The organism is Streptomyces sp. NPDC004134, assembly GCF_042874195.1.
Classification (GTDB): Bacteria; Actinomycetota; Actinomycetes; order Streptomycetales; family Streptomycetaceae; genus Streptomyces.
In genome coordinates, this window is the sequence record NZ_JBIAMS010000034.1 from 1 (window position 1) to 22,088 (window position 22,088).

The following is a 22,088-nucleotide window of genomic DNA, read 5'->3' on the forward strand; positions in this document are numbered from 1 at the left end:
GGGGGCGTTTTGGGGGTTTTTTTGGGGGGGGGGGGGGGTGGGGTTTTTTTGGGGGGGGGGGGGGGGGGGGGCCCCCCGCCCCGCCCCCCCCGGGGGGGGGGGGGGGGGGGGGGGCCCCCCCCCCCCCCCCGACACCGACTCTGTGAAGGAGCCGCACATGCGTCACCTGACATGGCACGCGGCGGGTTCGCTCGCGTGCTGCGCGGCACTGCTCGCCGCGGCGGCCGCTCCCGCGTACGGGCACGACCCCGCCCGCGGCACCCTCCCGGCGGGCGACGGCTGGGCGTCGGCGGCCGGCGGCACGACGGGCGGCGCCGCGGCGGGCCGGGAGAACGTCCGCACGGTCCGTACCTGGGAAGAGTTCCGCGCCGCGCTGGCCGCGGGCGCCGGGGAGCCGCAGATCGTCCGCGTCGCCGGCACGATCGACGCCGGCGCGGCCGGCTGCGCCGCGTACGAGGCCCCCGGCTACGACTTCGGCCGCTACCTCGCCGACTACGACCCCGCCGTCTGGGGATACGACACCCCGGTCAGCGGCCCCCAGGAGGACGCCCGCGCCGCCTCCGCCGCGAACCAGGCCGCGGCCATCGAGGCGTACGTGCCCTCGGACACCACCGTCGTCGGCGTCGGCCGCGACGCCGCCCTCAGGGGCGCCAGTCTGCAGCTCAAGGACGCCGACAACGTCATCGTCCGCAACCTCACGCTGGAGAGCCCGCTCGACTGCTTCCCCCAGTGGGACCCCACGGACGGCGACCGCGGCGCCTGGAACTCCGAGTACGACGCGGCGGTGGTCCACAACTCCACCCACGTCTGGCTGGACCACAACACCTTCACCGACGGCCGCCACCCCGACAGCTCCCTGCCGCACCACTACGGCGAGCTGTACCAGCGGCACGACGGCGAACTCGACGTCGTCCGCGGCGCGGACCTCGTCACGGTCTCCTGGAACGTCTTCGAGGACCACGCCAAGACCCTGATGATCGGCAACAGCGACGGTGCGGGCGGCACGGACCGCGGCAGGCTGCGGGTGACGCTGCACCACAACCTGTTCCGCGGGGTGGGCGAGCGGGCGCCGCGGGTGCGCTTCGGGCAGGTGGACGCGTACAACAACCACTACGTGATCGCGGCGGAGTCGTACTCCTACTCCTTCGGCATCGGCTTCGAGTCGCGGCTGGTGGCGGAGAAGAACTCCTTCCGCCTGCCGCCGGGGACAGACGCGGGCCGGATCCTGAAGAAGTGGAGCGAGGCCCCGCTGACGGCGGCCCACAACATCGTCAACGGCGCCCCGGCCGATCTCATCGCGGCCCACAACACGGCCCACCCGGACACCCCGCTCCAGCGGGACGCCGGCTGGACCCCGGCGCTGCGCACCCGGGTCGACGAGCCGCGGGCGGTGGCGGGCGTGGTGGTGCCACGGGCGGGAGCGGGCCGGATCGGCTGAGCCGGTCGCGTACCCGGCGGAACGGTCCGTGGGCAGGGCACGTAACTGTACGGCTCCGCCGCTGAGGTGTAACACAAGCTCAACCTGATCAGGCGGCTCAGCAGGCACAATGCGACCTGCCGTGTGCACGGCAACCGTCCCCGCCGCCGTTCAGGAGCACCCCCGTGTCCGACCAGATTGCCGACAAGTCCCCCTCGCCAGCGCCGAGTTCCGCGGGCCTGGAGAGTTTCTTCCGCATACGTGAGCGCGGGTCCACCGTCGGACGGGAGATACGCGGTGGACTCGCCACGTTCTTCACGATGGCGTACATCCTCGTGCTCAACCCGATCATCCTCAGCGGCGCCGAGGACAAATACGGCAACCAGCTCGACTTCGGTCAGCTCGTCACCGTCACCGCCCTCGTCGCCGCCGTGATGACCGTGCTCATGGGGGTGACCGCCAACCTCCCGCTCGCCCTCGCCGCCGGCCTCGGCATCAACGCCGTCGTCGCGTACCAGATCGCGCCCCTGATGACCTGGCCCGACGCGATGGGGCTCATCGTGCTGGAGGGCATCATCGTCTGCCTCCTCGCCGCCACCGGCGTGCGCGAGGCCGTCATGAACGCCATCCCGCAGCCGCTGAAGGTCGCGATCAGCGTGGGCATCGGCATGTTCATCGCCCTCATCGGCTTCATCGACGCCGGCTTCGCCACCCGCATCCCCGACATCGCCGACACCACCGTCCCGCTCCAGCTCGGCAGCACCGGGTCGCTCAGCGGCTGGCCGGTCGTCGTCTTCTGCGCCGGTGTGCTGCTCACCGTGTCGCTGCTCGCGCGGGGCGTGAAGGGCGCGATCCTCATCAGCATCCTGGCGATGACCGTCGTCGCCATCGTCATCAACTCCCTCGCCGACATCGCCGACGAGGCATGGGGCCTGACCGTCCCGGACTGGCCCGGCGACGTGGTCGAGGCGCCGGACTTCGGGCTGCTCGGGGAGTTCAGCTTCTTCGGTGCGTTCGACGAGGTCAGCGCGGTGACCGTGGTGCTGCTTGTCTTCACCCTCTTCCTCACCGACTTCTTCGACACCATGGGCACCGCGGTCGGCGTCACCAGCGAGGCCGGCCTCCTCGACGAACAGGGCCGCGTCCCGCGCCTGGGCCGCCTCCTCTTCGTCGACGGCCTCGCCACCGTCTTCGGCGGCGCCGCCTCCGGCTCCTCCAGCACCAGCTACATCGAGTCAGCCGCAGGCGTCGGCGAAGGCGCCCGCACCGGCCTGGCCAACCTCGTCACCGGCGGACTCTTCGCGCTGGCCCTCCTCTTCACCCCGCTGGCCCTGGTCGTCCCCTCCCAGGCCGCGGCGCCCGCGCTCATCGCCGTCGGCTTCCTGCTGATGACGCAGGTACGCCACGTCGACTGGACCCGCTACGAGATCGCCGTCCCCGCGTTCCTCACGATCGCCGTGATGCCGTTCACGTACTCGATCACCAACGGCCTGGGCGCCGGGTTCATCGCGTACGTGCTCCTCCAGGCGGTCATGGGCCGCGCCCGGAAGGTGCACCCGCTGATGTGGGCGGTGTCGGTGCTGTTCGTGATCTACTTCGCGATCGAGCCGATCGAGGACCTGCTCGGGGTCTGAGGGGCGCTGTCAGACCCGTCCCGTAGCGTCCGGGGCATGGAGAGCGTCGAACTGAGCGGGTTCGTCCCGGACTTCGAGGCGGCTGTCGGCCGGTTCGCGGAGACGGGCGAGCGGGTGCGGATGACGTTCCGGCGGGGCCGCGAGGTGGTGGCGGAGCTGAAGTCGGCGGCCGAGTGCGCGTGGGTGGACGAGCAGGCGCGCGACATCCGGCTCACCCTCTTCGCCGCCGTCCTGCCCCGGCCCCCGGCGCCCTGGCCCGGCTCCCGGCCGTTGCGGTGGCAGTTCGGCGATGCCGCCCGTCCGGTCGATCACGACCGGTGCCAGGGCTCGCGTTCTGCCCGCGGCTTCTGCGTGTCATGATCGGTGTATGGGTGAGTACTCCTGGCCTTCCGGCGGCTCGTTTCACGCGCCGGTTTCCGCCGAGGAGTGGCTGGAGACGGTGCGCTCCCTGCCTGTCGGTGCCCCGATCTCCGGGGAGGTCACCGGGAGACAGCCCTTCGGTGCCTTCCTCTCCGTCGACGGCCACCCCGAAGCCGTCGGCCTGGCGAGAGTCGACAGGATGCCCAGGTGCATGGAACTGCCGCTCGTGGGACAGGTCGTCACCGGTGAGGTGGTCTGGCATGCCGAGCACAACCACCAGGTGGGCGTCACGCTCCGCGCGTGGGTGGCGCACGAGGACCTGCTCCCTCGGTTCGTGGAGCGGGTCGGGCAGGTCGTCACCGGGCGTGTCACGAAGATCGCGCCGTTCGGCTTCTTCGTGCGTATCGCCCACTGCGTCGAAGGGCTCGTTCCGCTCGCCGAGCAGGGCGCGGACACGGCGACGAGCGTCCGCGAGGGGCAGGACCTATCCGTGCGGATAGTCGCCGTCGACCCGGATCGGGCCCGTGTCCTCCTGGCTGCCGAGGACACACCCTAGGAGTGCTCGAAAGCAGCTCGCCGGTCGACCCGCCGGGCGTGCGCGGAGCCGATGTGGCGTCCGCGGTGGTCCGCGTGGCTTGCATCTGACGTGGGCGTGAGGTTCTAGCGTGGGGCTCCCGGCACCCGCCGGGTAGGCAGCCCACGATCGTACGAAGCGGCCGGGTCGGGCCGTGGGGAAGGCAGAACGTCATGCGCGCAGTCCGGTATCACGAGTACGGCGGTGTGGAGACCCTCGTGGTCGAGCAGGTGCCGGAGCCGCATCCCGGGCCCGGGGAGATCCGGATCCGGGTGGCGGCGGCCGCCGTCAATCCCATGGACTGGAAGGTGCGTTCCGGGGCGGCGCGGGACGTGGTCCCCGTGGAGTTGCCCGCGATCCCGGGGCGGGACGCCGCCGGGGTGGTGGACGAAGTCGGTGCGGAGGTGCAGGGGGTGGACGTCGGGGAGCGGGTCTTCGGGCTGGGTGGTGCCACGGGGGCGACCGCGGAGCTGGCCGTGCTCTCGGCCTGGGCGCCGGCGCCCCGTACGTGGAGCGACGAGGAGGCCGCCGGCGCCGGGCTGGTGGCCGTGACGGCGCTGGGCGGGCTGAGGCCGCTCGGTCCGCTGCGGGGGCGCACGTTGCTCGTCGAGGGGGCCGCCGGAGGCGTGGGCAGTGCGGCGGTCGAGTTCGCGGTGGCCGAGGGTGCCACCGTCATCGGGACGGCCGGCGAGCGCAACCACGACTTCCTCGCCTCCCTCGGAGCCGTTCCCACCACCTACGGCCCCGGCCTCGCCGAGCGCCTCGCCACCCTCGCTCCCGACGGCGTCGACCTCGCGTTCGACACCGCGGCCTCCGGGTCCCTGGCCGATCTCGTCGCCATCGTGGGCGACCCCGCGCGCGTGGCCACGATCGCCGACTACGCCGGCGCGCAGGGCCTGGGCGCGCACTGGGCGCGCGCGGAGAACGACCCCGCGCTTCTCGCCGAAGCCGCCGAACTCGGCCGGCAGGGCCGCTACACACCGCGCATCGAGCGGACCTATCCGCTCGAAGAGATCGCGGACGCCCACGCCTACGCCGAGCTCGGGCACACCCGGGGGAAGATCGTGGTCCGCGTCTGAGTCCCACCCGTCCCGGAGCGCTCAGCCGGGGGAGACGAAGCCCGACTCGTACGCGGCGATCACCGCCTGCGTACGGTCCCGGGCGCCCAACTTGGCCAGCAGCGCGGCGACATGGGACTTCACCGTCGCCGCGCCGATGCCCAGCCGGGCCGCGATCTCCGCGTTCGTCAGCCCCTGCGCCATCAGCCGCAGCACGTCGGCCTCGCGGTCGGTGAGCCGGGCGCGGAGCGCGGTGGTGCGGCGGGTTCTGGCGTGTGCGGCGGCCAGGGCGCGGACGGCAGCGGGGTAGAGGAGGGAGTCGGTGCGGGCCACGAGGCGTACGGCCTGGACCAGGTCGGCGGCCCCCGCGCGTTTGAGCAGGAAGCCGGCGGCGCCGGCGCGGAGGGCGTCGTAGACGTACGAGTCGTTCTCGAAGGTCGTGACGACGACGATGCGGGGCGGGGTGCGCATCGTGCGCAGGAGTCGCTCGGTGGCGCGGATGCCGTCGATCTCCGGCATCCGTACGTCCATCAGCACGACGTCGGGCTCCAGGCGGCGTACGACGGACACCGCCTCCGCGCCGGTGGCGGCTTCGCCGACGACGGCCAGGTCGTCCTCGGCGGAGAGGATGGCCCGGAGCGCGGTACGCACCATGCGCTCGTCGTCCGCGAGGACGATGCGGAGCGGCCGCGCGCCCGGCTGCGCGGCGGTGTGCGCCTCACCGGTCCCGGATCGCGGCGGCCGCGGGCCCGGCTGCGCGGCGTCCCCGTGCGGCTCGTTCACAGCGGGAGCCTCGCCGTCAGGCGCCAGCCCTGCTCGCACGGGCCCGCCTCCGCGGCGCCGCCCAGCAGCCGCGCGCGTTCGGCGATCCCGCGCAGCCCGCTCCCGCCGCCGGCGACGGGAGCCGTCGTGCCCCCGGTCTCCGGTACGTCGTTCTCCAGCACGATCCCCAACTCTCCGTCCGCCACCGTGATCCGCAGCCGTACCGGCACCCGGCCCGCGTGCCGCAGGACGTTCCCCAGCCCCTCCTGGACGATCCGGTACGCCTCCCGCGACACCGGCCCCGGCAGCGCCGCCGCATCCGCGGCGACGTCCGCCACCACCGTCGCCCCCGCCGCCCGGGTGCGGGCAAGCAGCGCGTCGAGATCCCGGGCCAGGCCGGGCGACGGCGCACGGCCGGAGCCGGAATCCGGACCCACGGCGGCGTCCTCCTGCCGGAGCAGCCCCAGCACCGTGTCCAGTTCCGCGACCGCCGAGCGGGTCGTGCCCTCGATCGCCGCCAGTGCCTCCCGCACGAACTCCGGGTCCCGGTCGAAGACCCGCCGCGCCGCGCTCGCCTGCAGCGTGACGGCGCTCAGCGCATGCCCGACCGAGTCGTGCAGCTCCCGCGCCAGGCGGTTGCGGCGGGCCAGGTCGGCGGCGCGCTCCTCGGCGGCGGCGAGCCGGTCGGCCGGGGTGGGGCCGAGGAGCGCGGGCGCGGCGCGGGCCAGCAGCAGGCCCGCGGCGGCCGCGGCGGCGGTGAGCCCCGCGAGCAGCGCGAGGCCGAGCGGCGGGGCGATCCACGCGGGCACCGCGAGCAGTCCCCAGTCCCGCTCGCGCAACTCGCGCCAGAACGGCGTCGCGAGCAGCACTACCGCCATCGGCGGCACCGCCAGCGTCGCCCCGCTGACCAGCGCCCCCAGCCCCACGTGCAGCGTGAACCACCCCGCCGTCCGCCGCCGCGCCGGCCACGACCGGTCCCGCCCGGCGGGCGGCAGCCCGCCCGGCACCCGGCACAGCGCCTGCGCGGCGGAGGTCTCCAGCGTCCGCACCATCGGGAACGCCAGCGGCGTCACCGCCACGAGGGGCAGGGCCAGCAGGTACGCCACGACTTGCCAGCCCAGGCTGCGGAAGGTGTCGACATCGTGGTCCGCGACCTGGAGCGCCACGCTGACCAGCAGGAAGTACGGCATGAGCAGCGCACCGCCGAGCAGCAGATGGGCCCAGCGCAGCCGTACGACCCCCGCCGACACGGATCAGCCCCGCCGCGGCGGCGGCGAACCCCCGGCCGCCGCACCCGCTCCGGCGCTCCCGGACACCGCCGTGGACCCCGCCGGCCCCGGCCGGTCCGCGGCCGCCGCGCCCCTGCCCGCCGCCGCGCGCTCCGCGAGCAGCGTGGCGCCCACCGCGAGGACCAGCAGGCCGGTGATCATGCCGCCAGCGTAGGCGAGGTTCATCGGCTGGGTCGGCTGCCTGTCGCCCCGTACCGGGTTCTCCGTGACCAGCGACGCGAGCAGCATCCAGCCGCTCCACGCCGCCAGCGCCGCCCCGCCGGTCCAGCCCAGGGCCACCGCCGTCGCCAGGCGGGTGCGCGGGCGCGGGCGGTGGGCGAGGAGGACGGCGCCCGCCGTGGCGGCGAGTGCGAAGGCGACCTGGATCGCCTCGTTCACCTGGAGGTTCGCGGAGCGCTGCCCGATCAGGTGGCCGGACAGGCCCGCCGTCGAACCCAGCGCCCAGCTCAGGTGCAGCCCCGCGACCGGCAGCGCGACGACCGCGGCCAGCACCGCGAGCACCCGCTGCGCCGGTGCCGTGGGCGACGGGGGCAGGCCGGCGAGCCGGCCGCGGAGCAGGTGGCCCCAGCGGTCGCGTACGTACAGCGCGAACAGCCAGCCGAGCGCCAGCGCCTGCACCCCGAAGCCGGTGTAGACGACGGTGAACACCCACTCGTCCAGGAACGGCTCCCCGTCGTCCGCCCCGGCGCCGCCGCCGCCGAAGAGGGCGATCACCGCCTGCACGGGGAAGCCCACCACGATCGGCGCGAGCAGCCCGGTGGCGACCCACAGCGGCAGCGCGACCAGCCACGCCGGGATCCGGCGGCCCCACGGCCGCGTCAGCGCGAAGGCCAGCACGATGACGGCCGCGTCCATGAGGACCGTGAGGGAGTTGACGGCGGCCATGGTGCCGCGCTTCTCCAGCAGTTCGCTGCCGGCCGGGATGCCGACCGTGCCGCCGGCGATCCAGGCCGTCTTCAGCGACAGGTACGGCAGGCAGGCGAGGGCGGCGACGAGGCGCAGCGCGCGTGCGGTGCGCGCGGGGTACGGGTCGGTGACGTCCATGCGTTCACGTTCCCGTCCGGCCCCTGTCCCGTACGTCGCCCGCGACGGTGATCCGCCTCCGCCGCGCGGCGGAGACGGCCCCGCCGCCGGGTCGTACGGGCGGGAGCGGGCCCGGCCCGGGAGCGGGCCGGCTCAGAGGTGCCGCGTCGCCAGCGTCAGCCGGTCGCGGGCGTCGAGCAGCGCGTCGCGGATCCCCTGCTCGTGCGCCGGCGTCAGCCGCGCCACCGGCACCGAGCAACTGATGGCGTCCCGCGCCGGCGTCCGGTACGGGACCGCGACCCCCAGGCAGCGCAGCCCCAGCGTCGACTCCTCCCGGTCCAGGGCGTATCCGCGCTCGCGCACCCCGTGCAGCTCCCCGATCAGCGCCTCCCGGTCCGTGACCGTGTGCTCGGTCAGCGGCGCCAGCGACTCGGGCAGCAGCTTGCGGATCTCCTCGTCCGGGTACGTCGCGAGCAGCGCCTTGCCCAGCGCCGTCGCGTGCGCGGGCAGCCGGCGGCCGACGCGGGTGAACGGCCGCAGGTAGTGCTGGGACTGGCGGGTGGCGAGGTAGACGATGTTCACGCCGTCCAGCCGCGCCAGGTGGATCGTCTCCGTCGTGTCGTCGGCGAGCCGGTCGAGGGTGGGGCGGGCGGCGGCCACGACCTCGTCGCCGTCGATGTACGAGGTGCCGACGAGCAGCGCCCGCACCCCGATCCCGTACCGTGTGCCGGTCGCGTCGGTCTCCACCCAGCCCAGCTCCGTCAGCGTGCGAAGCAGCATGTAGAGGCTGGACTTGGGGTAGCCGACCGCGTGCTGGACGTCACCGAGGCTGTGCATTCCGGGCCTGGCCGCGAAATACTCGAGCAGTTCCACGGTGCGGACGGCAGACTTGACCTGTCCACCCCCACCGGCGTCGGCGACCCCCATGACGCTTGACCCCTCTGCTGCCGCAGCGATAAAAGTCCTAGAAATTCATGTATAGAGACGGCGTTCAGAATACCGAACCAACGGTATCGTCGGTCACCGTCCGCCATGTGTGCAAGAGGAACGGAGACATCTCAGTTGTCCGCACCAGTCTGGAGCGTCGATCCACGCACCGGTAACCGCCGGGAGCAGGTCGCCACCGAGGCGACCGCCGAGGAGGTCGACGAGACCGTACGCGCCGCGCACGCCGCCGCCCCGGCGCTCGCCGAACGCGCGCAGCGCGCCCGGTTGTTGCGGGCCGCGGCCGACCTCTTCGACCAGCACGTCGACAAGGTCGTCGAGTGCGCCGACGCCGAGACCGCCCTCGGGCCGGGCCGGCTGAGCGGCGAACTCACCCGCACGACCTACCAGTTGCGCGCCTTCGCCGACATCGCCGAGGCCGGCGACTTCCTCGACGTGCGCATCGACCACGCCGACGCCGCCCTCGCCCCGCCGCGGCCCGACCTGCGCCGCTGGAAGGTGCCGCTCGGCGTCGTCGCCGTCTACTCCGCCTCCAACTTCCCGCTCGCCTTCTCCGTCCCCGGCGGCGACACCGCCAGCGCGCTCGCCGCCGGCTGCCCCGTCGTGGTCAAGGCGCACCCGGACCACCCGGGCACCTCCGAGCTGTCCGCGGCGCTGCTGCACCGCGCCGCCGCGGAGGCGGGGCTGCCGCAGGAGGTCGTCTCCGTCGTGCACGGCTTCGACGCCGGGGTGGAGCTGGTACGCCATCCCGTCGTCGCCGCCGCCGGGTTCACCGGCTCGGTGCGCGGCGGGCGGGCCCTGTTCGACGCCGCGGCGGCCCGGCCCCGGCCTATCCCCTTCCACGGCGAGCTGGGCAGCCTCAACCCCGTCGTCGTCAGCGCGGCGGCGGCCGCCGAGCGCGCCGAGGAGATCGGCGCGGGGCTCGCGGGGTCGATGACGCTGGGCGTCGGGCAGTTCTGCACGAAGCCGGGTCTGGTGCTGGTGCCGGCGGGCGAGGCCGGCGACCGGCTCGTCACGTCGCTCACGGCGGCGGTCAGCGACACCGAGCCGGGCGTGATGCTCGACCCGCGGATGCGGGAGGCGTTCGTCGCGGGCGTACGGGAGCGGGCGGAACTGCCCGGCGTGGAGAGCCCGGTGACGCCGGGCGCGAACGGCGAGCACACCGTCAGCGGCGGCTTCCTCACCGTCGACGCCGAACGCCTCGCGGGCGGCGGGGAGTACGAGCTGCTGACGGAGGAGTGCTTCGGGCCCGTCACGGTCATCGTGCGCTACGAGGACGTGCCGCAGGTCTCCGCGGTGCTGGCCCGGGTGCCGGGCAACCTCACCGCGACCGCGCACCTGGGCGCCGCGGAGGCCGGGGACGCGGGCGCCGGAGACGCGGGCGCCGGGGACGGCGGCGCGGCGCGGCTGCTCGCCGAACTGACGCCGCTCGCCGGGCGGATCCTCGTCGACGGCTGGCCCACGGGCGTCGCCGTCGCCCCCGCGCAGCACCACGGCGGCCCGTACCCGGCGACGACATCGACCTCGACGTCCGTCGGCGGCACGGCGATCGAGCGCTGGCTGCGCCCGGTGACGTACCAGAACGCGCCGCAGGCGCTGCTGCCCGCCGAGCTGCGCGAGGACAACCCCGCGGGCGTGCCCCGCACGGTGGACGGCGTCCGGGAGAACTGACGAGCGGCGCGGGCGGCGGCGGTTCGAACGCCGCCCGCCGCCGTCGCCCGTACGGGTGGCGCGAGGCGCCGCACCCCCGTCCGGTCCCGCAGGATGGCTCCCCGGGAGCGCCCGAAGGCGCTCCCGGGGAGGAGCACCATGGTCCGGTCCAGGCGCCTGGCCGCGGCGTGCGCGCTCGCCGCCGCGCTGTCGTTCGCCGCCGTCCCCGACGCCCGCACGGCGAGTACGCCCCGCGTCGACCTCGCCGTCCTCGTCGTGGACGACGGCGGGGAGCCGGTCGCGGCGATCGCCGAGCACCTGGCGGCGATCGGCACGCCGGTCACGGCGGTGCGGCTGGGGGAGCGCGGCCGGCCGCGGATCGACGAGGAGTTCCTGGCCGGTACGGGGGAGGGGCGGCCGCGGGCGCGGTACCAGGCCGTGGTGGTACCGGGCGGCGGCGCGGGGAAGCCGGGCGGCGGTGTCGCCGCTGCCGTTCCCGTCGTGGCCGCGGGCGGTGACGCGCCCGGACGAGAAGAAGCCCCCGCTCCCGCCGGCCCCCGCGCGCCTGCCCCCGCCCTCGGCCGCGCCGAGACCGCCGCCCTCGCCGCGTACGAGCGGCGCTTCGGCATCCGCCAGGTCGACGCCCACGCCGCCCCGGGACCGCACTCCGGCGTCGGCGCACCCGCGTGGTCAGGCCGCCTCGACGGCCGGACGGCCCGCGTCACCCCCGCCGGGCGGGCCGGGCCCTTCGGCTACCTCGCTGGTCCCGTGCCGTTCGCGGACCTCGATCCGCGCGCGGCCGGGACGTACGGCCATCTCGTGCGGCCGGGCCCGGACTTCACGCCGTACGTCGACGCCGCCGTGCCCGGGAAGCCGCGCGCACGCGGCGCGCTCGTCGGCGAGTACGCCGACGACGGGCGGCGCCGGCTCCTCGTCACCTTCGGCGACCCCGGCGACCGGCTCGCCTACCGGCTGCTGGCCCGCGGCATCGTCGACTGGGCCACCGGGGGCGTGCATCTGGGCGCCGCCCGCTACGGGTTCGCCGTCCAGGTCGACGGCGTCCTCGGCCGCGACGCCCGCTGGGACCCCGACGGCGACTGCACCTCCGGCACCCCCGGCTGCGCCGTCCTGCCGCCGGTCCGGATGACCCGTGGCGACGCCGCGTACGCCCGCGACTGGTCGGCCGACCGCGACTTCACCCTCGACCTCGTCTACAGCGGCGGCGCCGCCGAGCGCTACCGCCGGGCGCACGGCGGCGCCGACGCGCTGGCCGACCGGCTGATCACCGACCGCGAGGCGTTCCGGTGGGTCAACGGCACCTACGATCGCGCGCCGTTCGGCTGTGTCCCCGGGGGCCGTGGCGATACGGTGCGCTGCGCGCGCGACGCGGCGGGCGAGGTGCGGTGGACGCCGGAGCGGCGCATCGCGCGGCAGATCGAGGAGAACGTCGGCTGGGGGCGGGCCAGGAACCTGCTCGTGCGCAGGGACGAGTTGGTCACCGCGGGCCACACCGGGCTCGCCGCCCCGCCGGGGCAGCCGCTCGACAACCCGAACCTCGCGCCCGCCCTGGGCACGACGGGGGTCCGCTGGCTGGCCGCCGACCGGGCCCGGGACCCGCTGTCGCGGCGGGTGGGCACGGCGTCGACGGTGCCGCGGTACGGGCTGGGGCTGTTCGCGGGGGCGGGGAGCGAGCGGGAGCAGGTCGACGAGTACGCGTACCGGTACGGGGAGGGGAGCGGGGGCGGCGCCGCGGCGGGCGGCGGTGGCGGGAGGCGGGCCGCGGACGGCGCCGCGGCGGGCGGCGGGGCCGGGGACGTGGGCGGCCCCGTGGCGGGCGGTGACGGTCCCCTTCGCACCGCCGCAGAACCCGACCCGGAGACCGGCTACCGCTCGCACCTCGTGCCCCTCGCTGCCCGCGCCGCCCTCGGCCACGTCCTCGCCGCCGACCCCGCCCCCCACTACCTCCACCAGTCGAACCTCGCCGAGGACCGCATCGCGTACCCCCTCCTCGACCGCGTACTCGCCGAGTACCGCCGTCTGTTCACCCCCGCCACCCCGCTCGACAACCCCCGCCCCCGCGCGATCGCCCGCGACCTCCAGCGCCGCGCCGCCTGGGCGGAGGCGGTACGGAACGGGGAGGTCACCGCGTACCGCGTCGGCGGCACCGTGACCGTGCGGGCGCCGGCCGGCGTCGAGGTACCCGTCACCGCCCCGCCCGGCACCCGGCAGCGGTTCAGCCGCGGCGACGCGGAGGTGGGCCGTCCGTACGCCGGGCGGGCCGCAGGCTGGACGCGCGCCGATCCGGTCCGCGAGCTGGTCGTCCTCCGGCTGCCGTGACCGCCCCGGGGACGGGGGATGGCCTCAACTCAGCGCCCGGGCCAGCGCCCCGGCGAACCGGTCCGTCGTCCGCCGGTCCCGCACCGCGAGCCGCAGCCAGCCGGGGCCGAGGCCGGGGAAGGTGTCGCCGCGGCGTACGGCGAAGCCGAGGCCGCGCAGCCGTTCGCGTACGACGAGACCGGCGGCGCCACCGTCCGCACCCGCCACGTGGACCAGTACGAACGGCGCCGCCGCGGTCCCCGCGGTCGTGATCTCCGCGAACTCCCCCAGCCTGCCCAGCAGATACGCCCGGTCCGCGCCGATCGCCCGCGCCGCCGCCTCCGCCTCCGCGAGCGCCCGCGGCGCGCACACCGCCTCCGCCGCGGCCAGCGCGGGCGTCGACACCGGCCACAGCGGCTGGGCCCGAGCCAGTGCGGCGACGGTGCCGGGGTCGCCGAGGACGTAGCCGACGCGCAGGCCCGCGAGCCCCCAGGTCTTGGTCAGGCTGCGCAGGACGACCAGGCCGGGGACGTCGCTGCGCCCGGCCAGCGACTCGCGCTCGCCCGGCACCGCGTCCATGAACGCCTCGTCCACGACGAGGACCCGACCCGGCCGGGCCAGCGCGGCAAGCGCGGCGGCGGGGTGGAGGACGGACGTCGGGTTGGTGGGGTTGCCGACGACGACGAGGTCGGCGTCCTCCGGCACCGCCCGCGGCGGCAGCCCGAAGCCGTCCTCCGCGCGCAGCAGCACCCGGTCCACGGCGTACCCCGCGTCCCGCAGCGCCGCCTCCGGCTCCGTGAACTGCGGGTGCACGACCACCGCCCGGCGCACCGCGGGCCGCAGCGCCCGGGCCAGCAGCACGAACGCCTCCGCCGCGCCGGCGGTGAGCAGCACCCGGTCGGCCGGCACCCCGTGGCGGGCGGCGACGGCGGCGCGGGCGGCGCGGCCGTCGGGGTAGGCGGCGAGCCGGTCGAGGGAGGCGGCGAGGCGGGCCTTCAGCCAGCCGGGAGGCGTACCGGCGCGGACGTTGACGGCGAGGTCGGTGAGGCCGGGGGCGGCGTCGCGGAGTTCGGCGTCGCCGTGGTGGCGGAGGTCGTGCGGGGCGGGGGGCGGGGAGGGCTCAGTGCGCATGGGCGTGGTCGCCGTGGTGGTGCCCGTGGCCGTGGGTGTGGCCGTGCCCCGGGCCGTGGTCGTGGGCCGTGCCGTCCTCGTCGGGGTGGAAGTGGGGTCGCTGCGGGGCTCCGACCTTCTCCTCGTAGCCGGGGAGGGCGATGCGGTAGACGCAGGAGTCGCAGTTCATGCGCAGGTCCCCGGCGACGGCCTCTTCGTACCGCTCCGTCACCAGGTCCACCAGCTCCTCCGCCGGGCCGATGACGCCCGCCGTGCGCACGACCACCTCGGGGTGCGCCGCCGCCCACTGCCCCGCCTGGTGGGCGACGCGCTCGGGGAGCACGCCGGTGAAGAGGAAGTACGGCAGCACGACGACGTGTTCCGCGCCGAGCCGGCGGCAGCGCTCCAGCCCGGCGGCCACGTCCGGCGCGGCGAGCGACACGAACGCCGTCTCCACGCCCGCGTACCCGCGGCCCTCCCAGAGCAGCCGGGCGGCCTTGTGGACCTCGGCGTTGGCGTCGGGGTCGGTGGAGCCGCGGCCGACGAGTAGGACGGTGGTGCGGGCCCGTTCGGTGCTCTGGGCTTCGGCCACGCGGCGCGCCAGGACGGCGAGGAGCTTCGGGTGCGGGCCGAGGGGGCGGCCGTAGGCGTACGAGAGGCCGGGGTGGCGCTCCTTCTCGCGGGCGAGCGCGGCGGGGATGTCGCCCTTGGCGTGCCCGGCGGAGACCAGCATGAGGGGCACGGCGGCGAAGTGCCGTGCGCCGCGCGCCACGAGCTGCGCGACGGCCTCGCCCAGCGGGGGCGGTGACAGCTCGATGAACCCCCCGGCGACGGGCAGCCCGGGGCTGCGCTCGGCGAGCACGCGCACGAACGCGCGGAACGCCTCGGCACCGGCGGCGTCCCGGGTGCCGTGACCGGCGATGAGCAGGGCGGGCTTGGTCACTTGCGTCTCCTCGGTGGTACGGGACCCGGCGGGGCCGGGCGGGTCGGTGCCGGTGGGCTACGGGCCGGGGCTGCGCGGGGGCGGGTCGGCGCCGGGGGAGGGCGGGTTCCGCCGGGCGGCGGGGGAGGTGTGGTCCGGGGTGCCGGCGGCCTGGTTCCGGCCCGCGGGGCCGTGGTCCGCCGGGCCGGCGGCCGGGCCCGGCGTCTCGGGGGCCGTGTCCGTGCGGTACGCCGCCGCCGCGGGCGGCGCGTACAGGAGGGCGTTCAGGGCGGCCGCGGCCACCGCCGAGCCGCCCTTCTCCGAGACGTTGCTGATCGCCGGCAGCCCCGTGGCCCGGAGCGCCGCCTTGCTCTCCGCCGCCCCCACGAACCCCACCGGCAGCCCGACCACCAGCGCCGGTGCCGCGCCCAGCGCGAGCAGCTCGTCCAGCGCCGTCGGCGCACAGCCGACCACCCACACGGCGCCGTCGCCCACCTCCTCGTACGCCAGCCGCACCGCCGCCGCCGAGCGAGTGAGACCGGGCGCGGCCAGCGCGTCGCGCAGCCGGCAGACCGCCCTGCGGGCGGTGATGCCCGCCGCGACCATCTCGACGTCGGCGACGACCGGCGCGCCCGCGCGCAGCGCGGCGTGCGCGGCGCGCAGCGACGTCTCGTCGCACACCAGGTCGCCGGCGTAGGCGGGATCGGCGGAGGAGTGGATCACCCGCTCGACCACCGCGCGGGTCAGCGGCGGCAGATGCGCGGTGCCGACGCGGGCGCGCAGCCGGCGGTACGACTCCTCCTCGATGGGGTGGACGGTCCTCGTCACGGGCGCTCCTCGGGGGCCTCATCGATGGCGTCGGCCGGGCAGACCTCCACGCACTCCAGACAGCCGGTGCACAGGTCGGCGCGGACGAACAGGGCGCCGCCGCGGGGGCGGATGGCGTGTGCGGGGCAGGTGAGGAGGCAGGCGCCGCAGCCGGTGCAGCGGTCGTTGACGGTGAGGGTCAGGGCCGGGGGCCCCGGCGGGCGGGGGGCGGGGAGGCCGTCGGCCGCGGCGGCTCGGGCGGTGGGGCGGTTCGGGGACGCGGCCGTGCGCGTACGGCGGGCGTTCACGTCTGCCACCGGTAGCCGCGCGGCGTCACCATCCGGCCCGCGATCTCGCGGGTCGCCGAGTTGCCGACCGTCACCACGGTCATCATGTCCACGGTCTCCGGGTCGAGTTCCGCGAGCGTCGTCAGCAGCACGTGCTCGTCCGGCCGGGACGCGTTCCGTACGACACCGGCCGGCGTCTCCGGCTCGCGGTGCTTCGCCAGCAGCGCCAGCGCCTCCGGAAGCTGGCGGCGGCGGGCGCGGCTGCGCGGGTTGTAGAACGTGACCACGAGGTCCGACTCCGCCGCCGCCCGCACCCGGCGCTCGATGACCTCCCACGGCGTGTGCAGGTCGGACAGGCTGACGGACACGTGGTCGTGCCCCAGCGGCGCGCCCAGCAGCGCCGCCGCGGCCAGCGCCGCCGTCACGCCGGGCACGCCGGCGACGTCGATGTCCGCGCCCGCCTCCGCCAGCGCCGGCGAGGCCATCGCGTACACCCCGGCGTCGCCGCTGCCGACCAGCGCCACCGCGTGCCCGGCGCGGGCCTCGGCGACGGCGGTACGGGCCCGCTCCTCCTCGGCGCCGAGACCCGATTCGAGGACCCGGGTGCCGGGGCGGAGCAGGTCGCGGATCTGCGCGACGTACTGGTCCAGGCCGACGACCACCGACGCCCGGAGCAGCTCGGCGCGGGCGCGTGGCGTCAGCAGGTCGCGGGCGCCGGGGCCGAGACCGACGACCGCGAGCCGCCCGCGGGGCCGGCGCCGGGCGACGGCGCAGGTGGCCATGGCGGGCCGGTCCGCGGGGGTGGACTTCCGCTTGGGTACGAGGAGTTCGGCGCCCGGGCCCGCGGCCGTGAGCGCCGCGGCCTCCGCGACGCTGGGCGTGCCGACGGCGGCGAGGGGCGCGGCGGACGGCGTCGGTACGTCGACGGCGGCCAACTCGGCGGCGGGGAAGGTCCGCAGCGGCACCCCGAGGCGGTCGGCGGCGGCGAGCAGGCCGGGTTCTCCGGCCTTGGCGTCGACGGTGGCGAGCGCGGCCACGGAGCGCGGGCTCAACCCGGCCCCGTCGAGGGCGTCCCGGATCAGGCCCAGCACCTCGTCCTCTGCGACGCCGCGGCTGGCCCCCACGCCGGCGATCAGGGACGGCGGGCGGAGCACGGCCTCGCGGGCGGCGAGCGGCAGGCGGCGGTCGGTGACGTAGAGGCGGACGTCCGTGGCCACGCCGCGTACCCCGACGTGCGGCGGCAGCGCGGGCAGCGGCCACGTCGCGTCGGCCCGCAATCCGACGGGAGCGCCGTCCAGCACCGCGCGCGTCACGGCGGCTACCGCTCCTTCCACGGGCCAGCCGACGGAGTCGAGCCCGGGGATGCCGACGGCGTCGGTGGCGGTGGTCACGACCGGCGTGCACCCGTCGCCGAGCAGGTCGGCGACCTCGGCGGCCAGGTCGTTCGCGCCGCCGCCGTGGCCGCCGAGGAGGGCGACGGCGAAGCGGCCCGCCTCGTCGACGCAGACCACGCCGGGGTCGGCGGCCTTGTCGCGGAGCAGGGGGGCGAGGAGGCGGACGGTGGCGCCGGTGGCGAGAAAGCAGACCAGTTGGTCGCAGTCGGCGAAGGCACGCGCGACGGCCGTACGGACCGGGCTCTCGTCGTAGCGGCGGGTCCGGCCGGGCCAGGCGTCGGCCAGCCGCTGCGCGGCGGCGGAGCCGGCGGCGGTCGCGGCGACGAGGCCGATCACGGGGCGGTCCGGCGGGGCGGGGCGGTCACGGGTGGTTGCTCCTGGGGAGGTGTCGGGTGCGGGTGGGCCGATGGCCGTCCGGGTGCGGGCCGGTGGTGGGGTTCCGCCCCGGTGCCCTGTACGTCCTGCGCTTCTTCCACGTCCTTCGCGTCCCGGCGGCCCCAGAGGACGAACACCGGGTTGGTCGCCGCGAGTCGCGTGACCTCGCCGGGGAGCGGCGCGAGCCGGGAGGACTGCAGCAGTACGCCGTCCACCGCGAACCCGGCCGCCGCCAGCGCGGCGCGTACCCCCGGCACCCGGTCGACGGCGGCCAGCGTCACGACCACCGCCCGCCGCGCCCGCCGCGCGCACGCCGCGACGACCTCCGCCACGTCGCCGCCCCCGCCGCCGACGAACACCGCGTCGGGGTCGGGGAGTCCGGCCAGCGCGGCGGGGGCCGTACCGTGCACCGCCTGCAGGTCGACGCCGTGCGCCGCGGCGTTGGCCCGGATCCGTACGACGCCCTCGGCGTCCCGCTCCACGGCGACGACGGCGGCCCCGAACCGCGCGCACTCCACCGCGACGGACCCGGACCCGGCGCCCACGTCCCACACCAGGTCGCCGAGGCGGGGCGCGAGGCGGGCGAGGGCGAGGGCGCGGACCTCGTACTTGGTGACCATGCCGGCGCGGTGCGCGAAGTCCCCTTCGGGAAGCGCCCAGCCGTCACCGGGGCGCCGGGCGAGGGGATACGGGCCGGGGCCCGCGAGGACACGCCGCGCGGGGGCGAGGGTGCGGCCGGGACGCGGGTCGAGGCAGAGCACGACGTTGACGGACTCCGGCGGCCAGGGGCGGGCAGCGGCGTCGGCGGGGGAGAGGTGCACGACGTCCTCGTCGGCGGAGCCGAGTCCGGTGCCGACGACGAGGGTACGGGGCACGCCGGAGGCGGCGAGCGCGGCGCCGAGTTCGGCGGGGCCGGCGCCGGGGCCGGTGAGGACGGCGGTCTTGGGGTGGGCGCGGCAGACGTTGACGGCGGTACGGAGGTCGCGCCCGTGGGCGCTGACGACGACGGCGTCGTCCCAGGGGAGCCCGGCGCGGGCGAAGGCGACGGCGAGGGAGGGCACGGCGGGCCGGATGTCGAGGAGCCGGGGGCCGAAGCGGTCGGCGAGTGCCCGGACGATGCCGAAGAACCCGGGGTCTCCGGAGGCGAGTACGACGACGCGGGTGGGGGGTTGGGGGGTCTTCCCCGTCTCCGCCCCTTCCCGAAACTCAGGGGCCGCGCCCCCGAGCCCCCCGCCGAGGGCTCCGCCCCCGGACCCCAACCGGGCCTCCGCCCCGGACCCCACCGGGGCCTCCGCCCCACGAGCCCCCGCGTCCGCCCCAACCCGCGACTCCGCCGCGGACCGCCCACGCATCGCCCCGCCCGACTCGGTCCGGGACTCCGCCCCGAGTTCACTCCCGTGCCGTGCCCCGGCGCCTGCCGGTTGCTGCGCCCCGCGGCCCTCGCGGGGCTTCGCGTCTGCCCCAACCCGCGATTCCGCCCCGGGCCGCCCACGCATCGCCGCCCCTGAATCGGTCCGGGACTCCGCCCCGAGTTGACCTCCGTGCCGCGCTCCGGGCCCTGCCCCGCGGCCCCCGTGAGGCTCCGCGTCCGGCCCAACCCGCGATTCCGCCCCGGGCCGCCCACGCATCGCCGCCCCTGAATCGGCCCGGGACTCCGCCCCGAACTCACCTTCCTGCCGCACCCCGGGCCCTGCCGGGTGCTGCGTCCCGCTGCCCTCATGGGGCTCCGGGGCCGTGCCGACCCGCGATTCCGCCGCGGGCCAGTCACGCGTCTCCCTCGTCTCTGCCCGGAGTTCCGCCCCGGGAGTCCCTTGGGACTCCGTCCCCGGCCTCGCGGAGGACTTCGACCCACCCGCACCCCGCGGCTTCGCCGGCCATGCAGCTCCCTCGACATACGCCGCGATCCGGTCCAGGGCCGGGCCCAGCGGGCCCAGGGGCACGCGTTCCGCGTCCCGTGGCAGCTCCGCCTCCGCCAGGTGGCGGGCCGCGCCCACCACCAGCGCCGCATCCTCGATCCGCGCCGGAGGCGAACCCGTGCCGCAGCCTATGACCGTGATCACCGCAGCAACTCCCCGTCGCTCCGCGCCACCAGCACCCGCCCCGTGAAGTCCACCATCGCCGCCTCCGCCGCGACCCTCCGCTCCGTGAAGCGCTCCAGCACCTCCGCCACCCGCCCGCACAACTCCCGCCCCGCCGCCGGCAGCAGACCCGCCGCCTCCCACAACTCGTACGCGTGCCGCCCCGTGTTCGCGGCTCCCACCTCCGCCGCCAGGCCCTCCGCCCCGCCCGCCGCGCGTGTGATCTCCGCCAGCACCCCCGGGTCCACCTTCGAGCGCGTGTAGTGCGTCATCAGCACCCCCGCCGCCAGCTTCGTCAGCTTCCCGACCATGCCGACGAACACCACCCGCTCCACCCCCTGCGCCACAGCCCGCCGCAGCGCCGCCCCCGTGAAGTCCCCCACCTCCACGAAGCACACCGCCGGCAGCCCCGGCAGCAGTTCCATCGCCCCCCGCTCCGTCCGGCCGCCCGTGCACAGCACCACCGCCGTCTCGCCCTGCGCCGCCGCCACCGACACCGCCTGCTCGACGCTCGCCCGCCACGACGCCGTCGAGAACGGCCGCACGATGCCCGTCGTACCGAGGATGGAGATGCCGCCCAGGATCCCCAGCCGCGCGTTCGTCGTCTTCCGCGCCCGCCGCTCGCCGTCCGGCACGCTGATCGTCACGTCCAGACCCCGCCGTCCCAGGTCCACGACCTCCGCCACCGCCTGCGTGATCATCCGCCGCGGCACGGGGTTGATCGCCGGGCCGCCCAGCTCCAGGCCGAGGCCCGGCTTCGTCACCACCCCCACCCCCACACCGCCGTGCAGTTCGAGCCCGGGCCGCGGCCGCCAACTGACCGTCGCCGTCAGGTGCGAGCCGTGCGTGACGTCCGGATCGTCGCCCGCGTCCTTCACCACCACGGCCTCGGTACGCCCCGGCCGCAGCTCCACCGCCCGCTCCACCGCGAACGTCACCCGCCGCCCCGACGGCAGCGCCACCTCCACCCACCGCCGCGCCTCGCCGGTCGCCAGCAGCAGCGCCGCGGCGCGCGCGGCGGCCGACGCGCAGGTGCCGGTGGTCCATCCGGTACGCAACGCCTTCTGCCGCACCTTCGCGGTACGCGGCAGGTCGGGCTCACGGAGGTCGGGCCCCGGCGGGTCCGGTTCCCGCGGGGCCGGTTCCGGCAAGTCCGCTTCCCGCGCGTGCGGTTCCTTCGCGTCTCGTTCCCGCATGTTCCGTTCCCGCGCGTCCCCGGTCATCCGCTCCCCTCCTCTCCGCCGACTCGCACCGGACCCCGCCCTACTCGCCGCCGCCGCGCAGCGCCCTCCGCGCCGCCGGGTCCGCCCGGCGGAAGCCGTGGAAGTGGCCCGGGTGGTACAGGTGCGACCGCGTGCCCGCCGCCCCCAGCGCCGGGCCGACCAGGAACAGCGTGTGCTTCCACAGCCGGTGCTCCTTCACCGCCGCCGCCAGCGTGCCGACCGTGCAGCGCACCACCAGCTCGTCCGGCCACGTCACCCGGTACGCCACCACCACCGGCGTCTGTGCCGCGTACCCGCCCGCCAGCAGCTCTTCCGCCAGCCGCCCCGAGCGGGCCGCCGACAGGAACACCGCCATCGTCGTGCCGTGCCGCGCGAACTCCCGCACCTCCTCGCCGCCCGGCATCGGCGTCTTCCCGCCGCCCAGCCGCGTGAGGATCACCGACTGCGCCACCTCCGGGACCGTCAGCTCCCGCCCCGCCGCGGCCGCCGCCGCCGAGAACGACGACACCCCCGGCACGATCTCCACCTCAAGCCCCAGCGCCTCGCACCGCTCGACCTGCTCCTGCGTGCCGCCCCACAGCGCCGGGTCGCCGGAGTGCACCCGCGCCACCCGCAGCCCCGCGCCTGCCGCCCGCGCGTAGACCGCGACGACCTCCTCCAGCGGCACCGCCGCCGAGTCGACGATCTCCGCGTCCGCGCGGGCGTGCCGGAGTACGTCCTCGTGGACGAGGCTCGCCGCCCAGATCACGACGTCCGCCTCCGCGATGGCGCGCGCGGCCCGGAACGTCAGCAGATCCGCCGCGCCCGGCCCGGCCCCGACGAACGTCACCTTGCCGGTGGCGGGCGGGCGTTGCGCCGTCTGCG

At 76.5% G+C, this 22,088-nt stretch carries 18 protein-coding genes and 1 pseudogene; 7 read left to right on the top strand and 12 right to left on the bottom strand.

The features are described 5' to 3' along the window. The first annotated feature begins 157 nt into the window (after nucleotides 1-157). The 5 genes from ACFYVJ_RS31450 (at nucleotide 158) to ACFYVJ_RS31470 (ending at nucleotide 5,064) form a co-directional block, all read left to right on the top strand. On the top strand, nucleotides 158-1,438 hold the full coding sequence (locus ACFYVJ_RS31450) for a polysaccharide lyase family 1 protein (protein ID WP_388898783.1): 1,281 nt from the start codon (nucleotides 158-160) through the stop codon (nucleotides 1,436-1,438). 164 nt (nucleotides 1,439-1,602) lie between these two features. Continuing rightward, nucleotides 1,603-3,051 carry an NCS2 family permease gene (locus tag ACFYVJ_RS31455; RefSeq protein ID WP_388898785.1) on the top strand — a complete coding sequence of 483 codons (1,449 nt, stop codon included), beginning with the start codon at nucleotides 1,603-1,605 and terminating at the stop codon, nucleotides 3,049-3,051. Nucleotides 3,052-3,087: 36 nt separating this feature from the next. Then, nucleotides 3,088-3,411 (top strand): hypothetical protein, encoded by a 324-nt coding sequence (locus ACFYVJ_RS31460; protein WP_388898788.1) that lies wholly within the window; start codon nucleotides 3,088-3,090, stop codon nucleotides 3,409-3,411. Between the two features lie 7 nt (nucleotides 3,412-3,418). Beyond that, nucleotides 3,419-3,967: a S1 RNA-binding domain-containing protein gene (locus ACFYVJ_RS31465; RefSeq protein WP_388898791.1), complete on the top strand. Its 549-nt coding sequence runs from the start codon at nucleotides 3,419-3,421 to the stop codon at nucleotides 3,965-3,967. A gap of 191 nt (nucleotides 3,968-4,158) precedes the next feature. Beyond that, complete coding sequence (locus ACFYVJ_RS31470) at nucleotides 4,159-5,064, top strand: NADP-dependent oxidoreductase (protein WP_388898793.1); 906 nt, start codon at nucleotides 4,159-4,161, stop codon at nucleotides 5,062-5,064. Nucleotides 5,065-5,085: 21 nt separating this feature from the next. On the opposite strand, the gene ACFYVJ_RS31475 is transcribed toward ACFYVJ_RS31470, so the two are convergent. The 4 genes from ACFYVJ_RS31475 to ACFYVJ_RS31490 form a co-directional block, all read right to left on the bottom strand. After that, the gene (locus tag ACFYVJ_RS31475; RefSeq protein WP_388898982.1) at nucleotides 5,086-5,721 is read right to left on the bottom strand and encodes a response regulator; all 636 of its coding nucleotides are present in this window, start codon (nucleotides 5,719-5,721) and stop codon (nucleotides 5,086-5,088) included. A 101-nt stretch (nucleotides 5,722-5,822) separates the two neighbouring features. After that, nucleotides 5,823-7,055, bottom strand: a complete 1,233-nt coding sequence (locus tag ACFYVJ_RS31480) for a sensor histidine kinase (RefSeq protein ID WP_388898796.1) — start codon at nucleotides 7,053-7,055, stop codon at nucleotides 5,823-5,825. 3 nt (nucleotides 7,056-7,058) lie between these two features. Then, nucleotides 7,059-8,138 carry a hypothetical protein gene (locus tag ACFYVJ_RS31485; RefSeq protein ID WP_388898799.1) on the bottom strand — a complete coding sequence of 360 codons (1,080 nt, stop codon included), beginning with the start codon at nucleotides 8,136-8,138 and terminating at the stop codon, nucleotides 7,059-7,061. Between the two features lie 132 nt (nucleotides 8,139-8,270). Further along, nucleotides 8,271-9,044, bottom strand: a complete 774-nt coding sequence (locus tag ACFYVJ_RS31490) for an IclR family transcriptional regulator (RefSeq protein ID WP_388898802.1) — start codon at nucleotides 9,042-9,044, stop codon at nucleotides 8,271-8,273. A 105-nt stretch (nucleotides 9,045-9,149) separates the two neighbouring features. Between ACFYVJ_RS31490 and ACFYVJ_RS31495 the strand changes: the two genes are divergently transcribed. Both ACFYVJ_RS31495 and ACFYVJ_RS31500 read left to right on the top strand, forming a co-directional pair. Then, nucleotides 9,150-10,733 (top strand): aldehyde dehydrogenase (NADP(+)), encoded by a 1,584-nt coding sequence (locus tag ACFYVJ_RS31495; RefSeq protein WP_388898805.1) that lies wholly within the window; start codon nucleotides 9,150-9,152, stop codon nucleotides 10,731-10,733. Between the two features lie 138 nt (nucleotides 10,734-10,871). Next, entirely contained in the window at nucleotides 10,872-13,049 is a 2,178-nt protein-coding gene (locus tag ACFYVJ_RS31500) for a hypothetical protein (protein ID WP_388898808.1), read from the top strand. A gap of 24 nt (nucleotides 13,050-13,073) precedes the next feature. Here ACFYVJ_RS31500 and cobC read toward each other — a convergent pair whose 3' ends face one another. From cobC to cobM, 8 genes and pseudogenes are all read right to left on the bottom strand, one after another. Then, a complete protein-coding gene (gene cobC / locus ACFYVJ_RS31505) occupies nucleotides 13,074-14,159 on the bottom strand; it encodes an Rv2231c family pyridoxal phosphate-dependent protein CobC (RefSeq protein ID WP_388898811.1) in 1,086 nt (361 codons plus the stop codon). Next, nucleotides 14,149-15,081, bottom strand: a complete 933-nt coding sequence (locus ACFYVJ_RS31510; protein ID WP_388898813.1) for a sirohydrochlorin chelatase — start codon at nucleotides 15,079-15,081, stop codon at nucleotides 14,149-14,151. Before ACFYVJ_RS31510 ends, cobC begins: the two co-directional genes overlap by 11 nt. 243 nt (nucleotides 15,082-15,324) lie before the next feature. Then, nucleotides 15,325-15,888 (bottom strand): annotated as a pseudogene (locus ACFYVJ_RS31515) (precorrin-8X methylmutase); the annotation flags it as partial. Beyond that, entirely contained in the window at nucleotides 15,885-16,184 is a 300-nt protein-coding gene (locus tag ACFYVJ_RS31520) for an indolepyruvate ferredoxin oxidoreductase subunit alpha (RefSeq protein ID WP_388898815.1), read from the bottom strand. The gene ACFYVJ_RS31520 and the pseudogene ACFYVJ_RS31515, both read right to left, overlap by 4 nt. Next, entirely contained in the window at nucleotides 16,172-17,884 is a 1,713-nt protein-coding gene (cobJ, locus tag ACFYVJ_RS31525) for a precorrin-3B C(17)-methyltransferase (protein WP_388898818.1), read from the bottom strand. Before cobJ ends, ACFYVJ_RS31520 begins: the two co-directional genes overlap by 13 nt. Further along, on the bottom strand, nucleotides 17,881-19,275 hold the full coding sequence (gene cbiE / locus ACFYVJ_RS31530) for a precorrin-6y C5,15-methyltransferase (decarboxylating) subunit CbiE (RefSeq protein WP_388898821.1): 1,395 nt from the start codon (nucleotides 19,273-19,275) through the stop codon (nucleotides 17,881-17,883). Before cbiE ends, cobJ begins: the two co-directional genes overlap by 4 nt. Before the next feature lie 704 nt (nucleotides 19,276-19,979). Beyond that, nucleotides 19,980-21,197: a cobalt-precorrin-5B (C(1))-methyltransferase gene (locus tag ACFYVJ_RS31535; protein WP_388898823.1), complete on the bottom strand. Its 1,218-nt coding sequence runs from the start codon at nucleotides 21,195-21,197 to the stop codon at nucleotides 19,980-19,982. 67 nt (nucleotides 21,198-21,264) lie between these two features. After that, on the bottom strand, nucleotides 21,265-22,053 hold the full coding sequence (cobM, locus tag ACFYVJ_RS31540) for a precorrin-4 C(11)-methyltransferase (RefSeq protein ID WP_388898985.1): 789 nt from the start codon (nucleotides 22,051-22,053) through the stop codon (nucleotides 21,265-21,267). Nucleotides 22,054-22,088 lie beyond the last annotated feature (35 nt).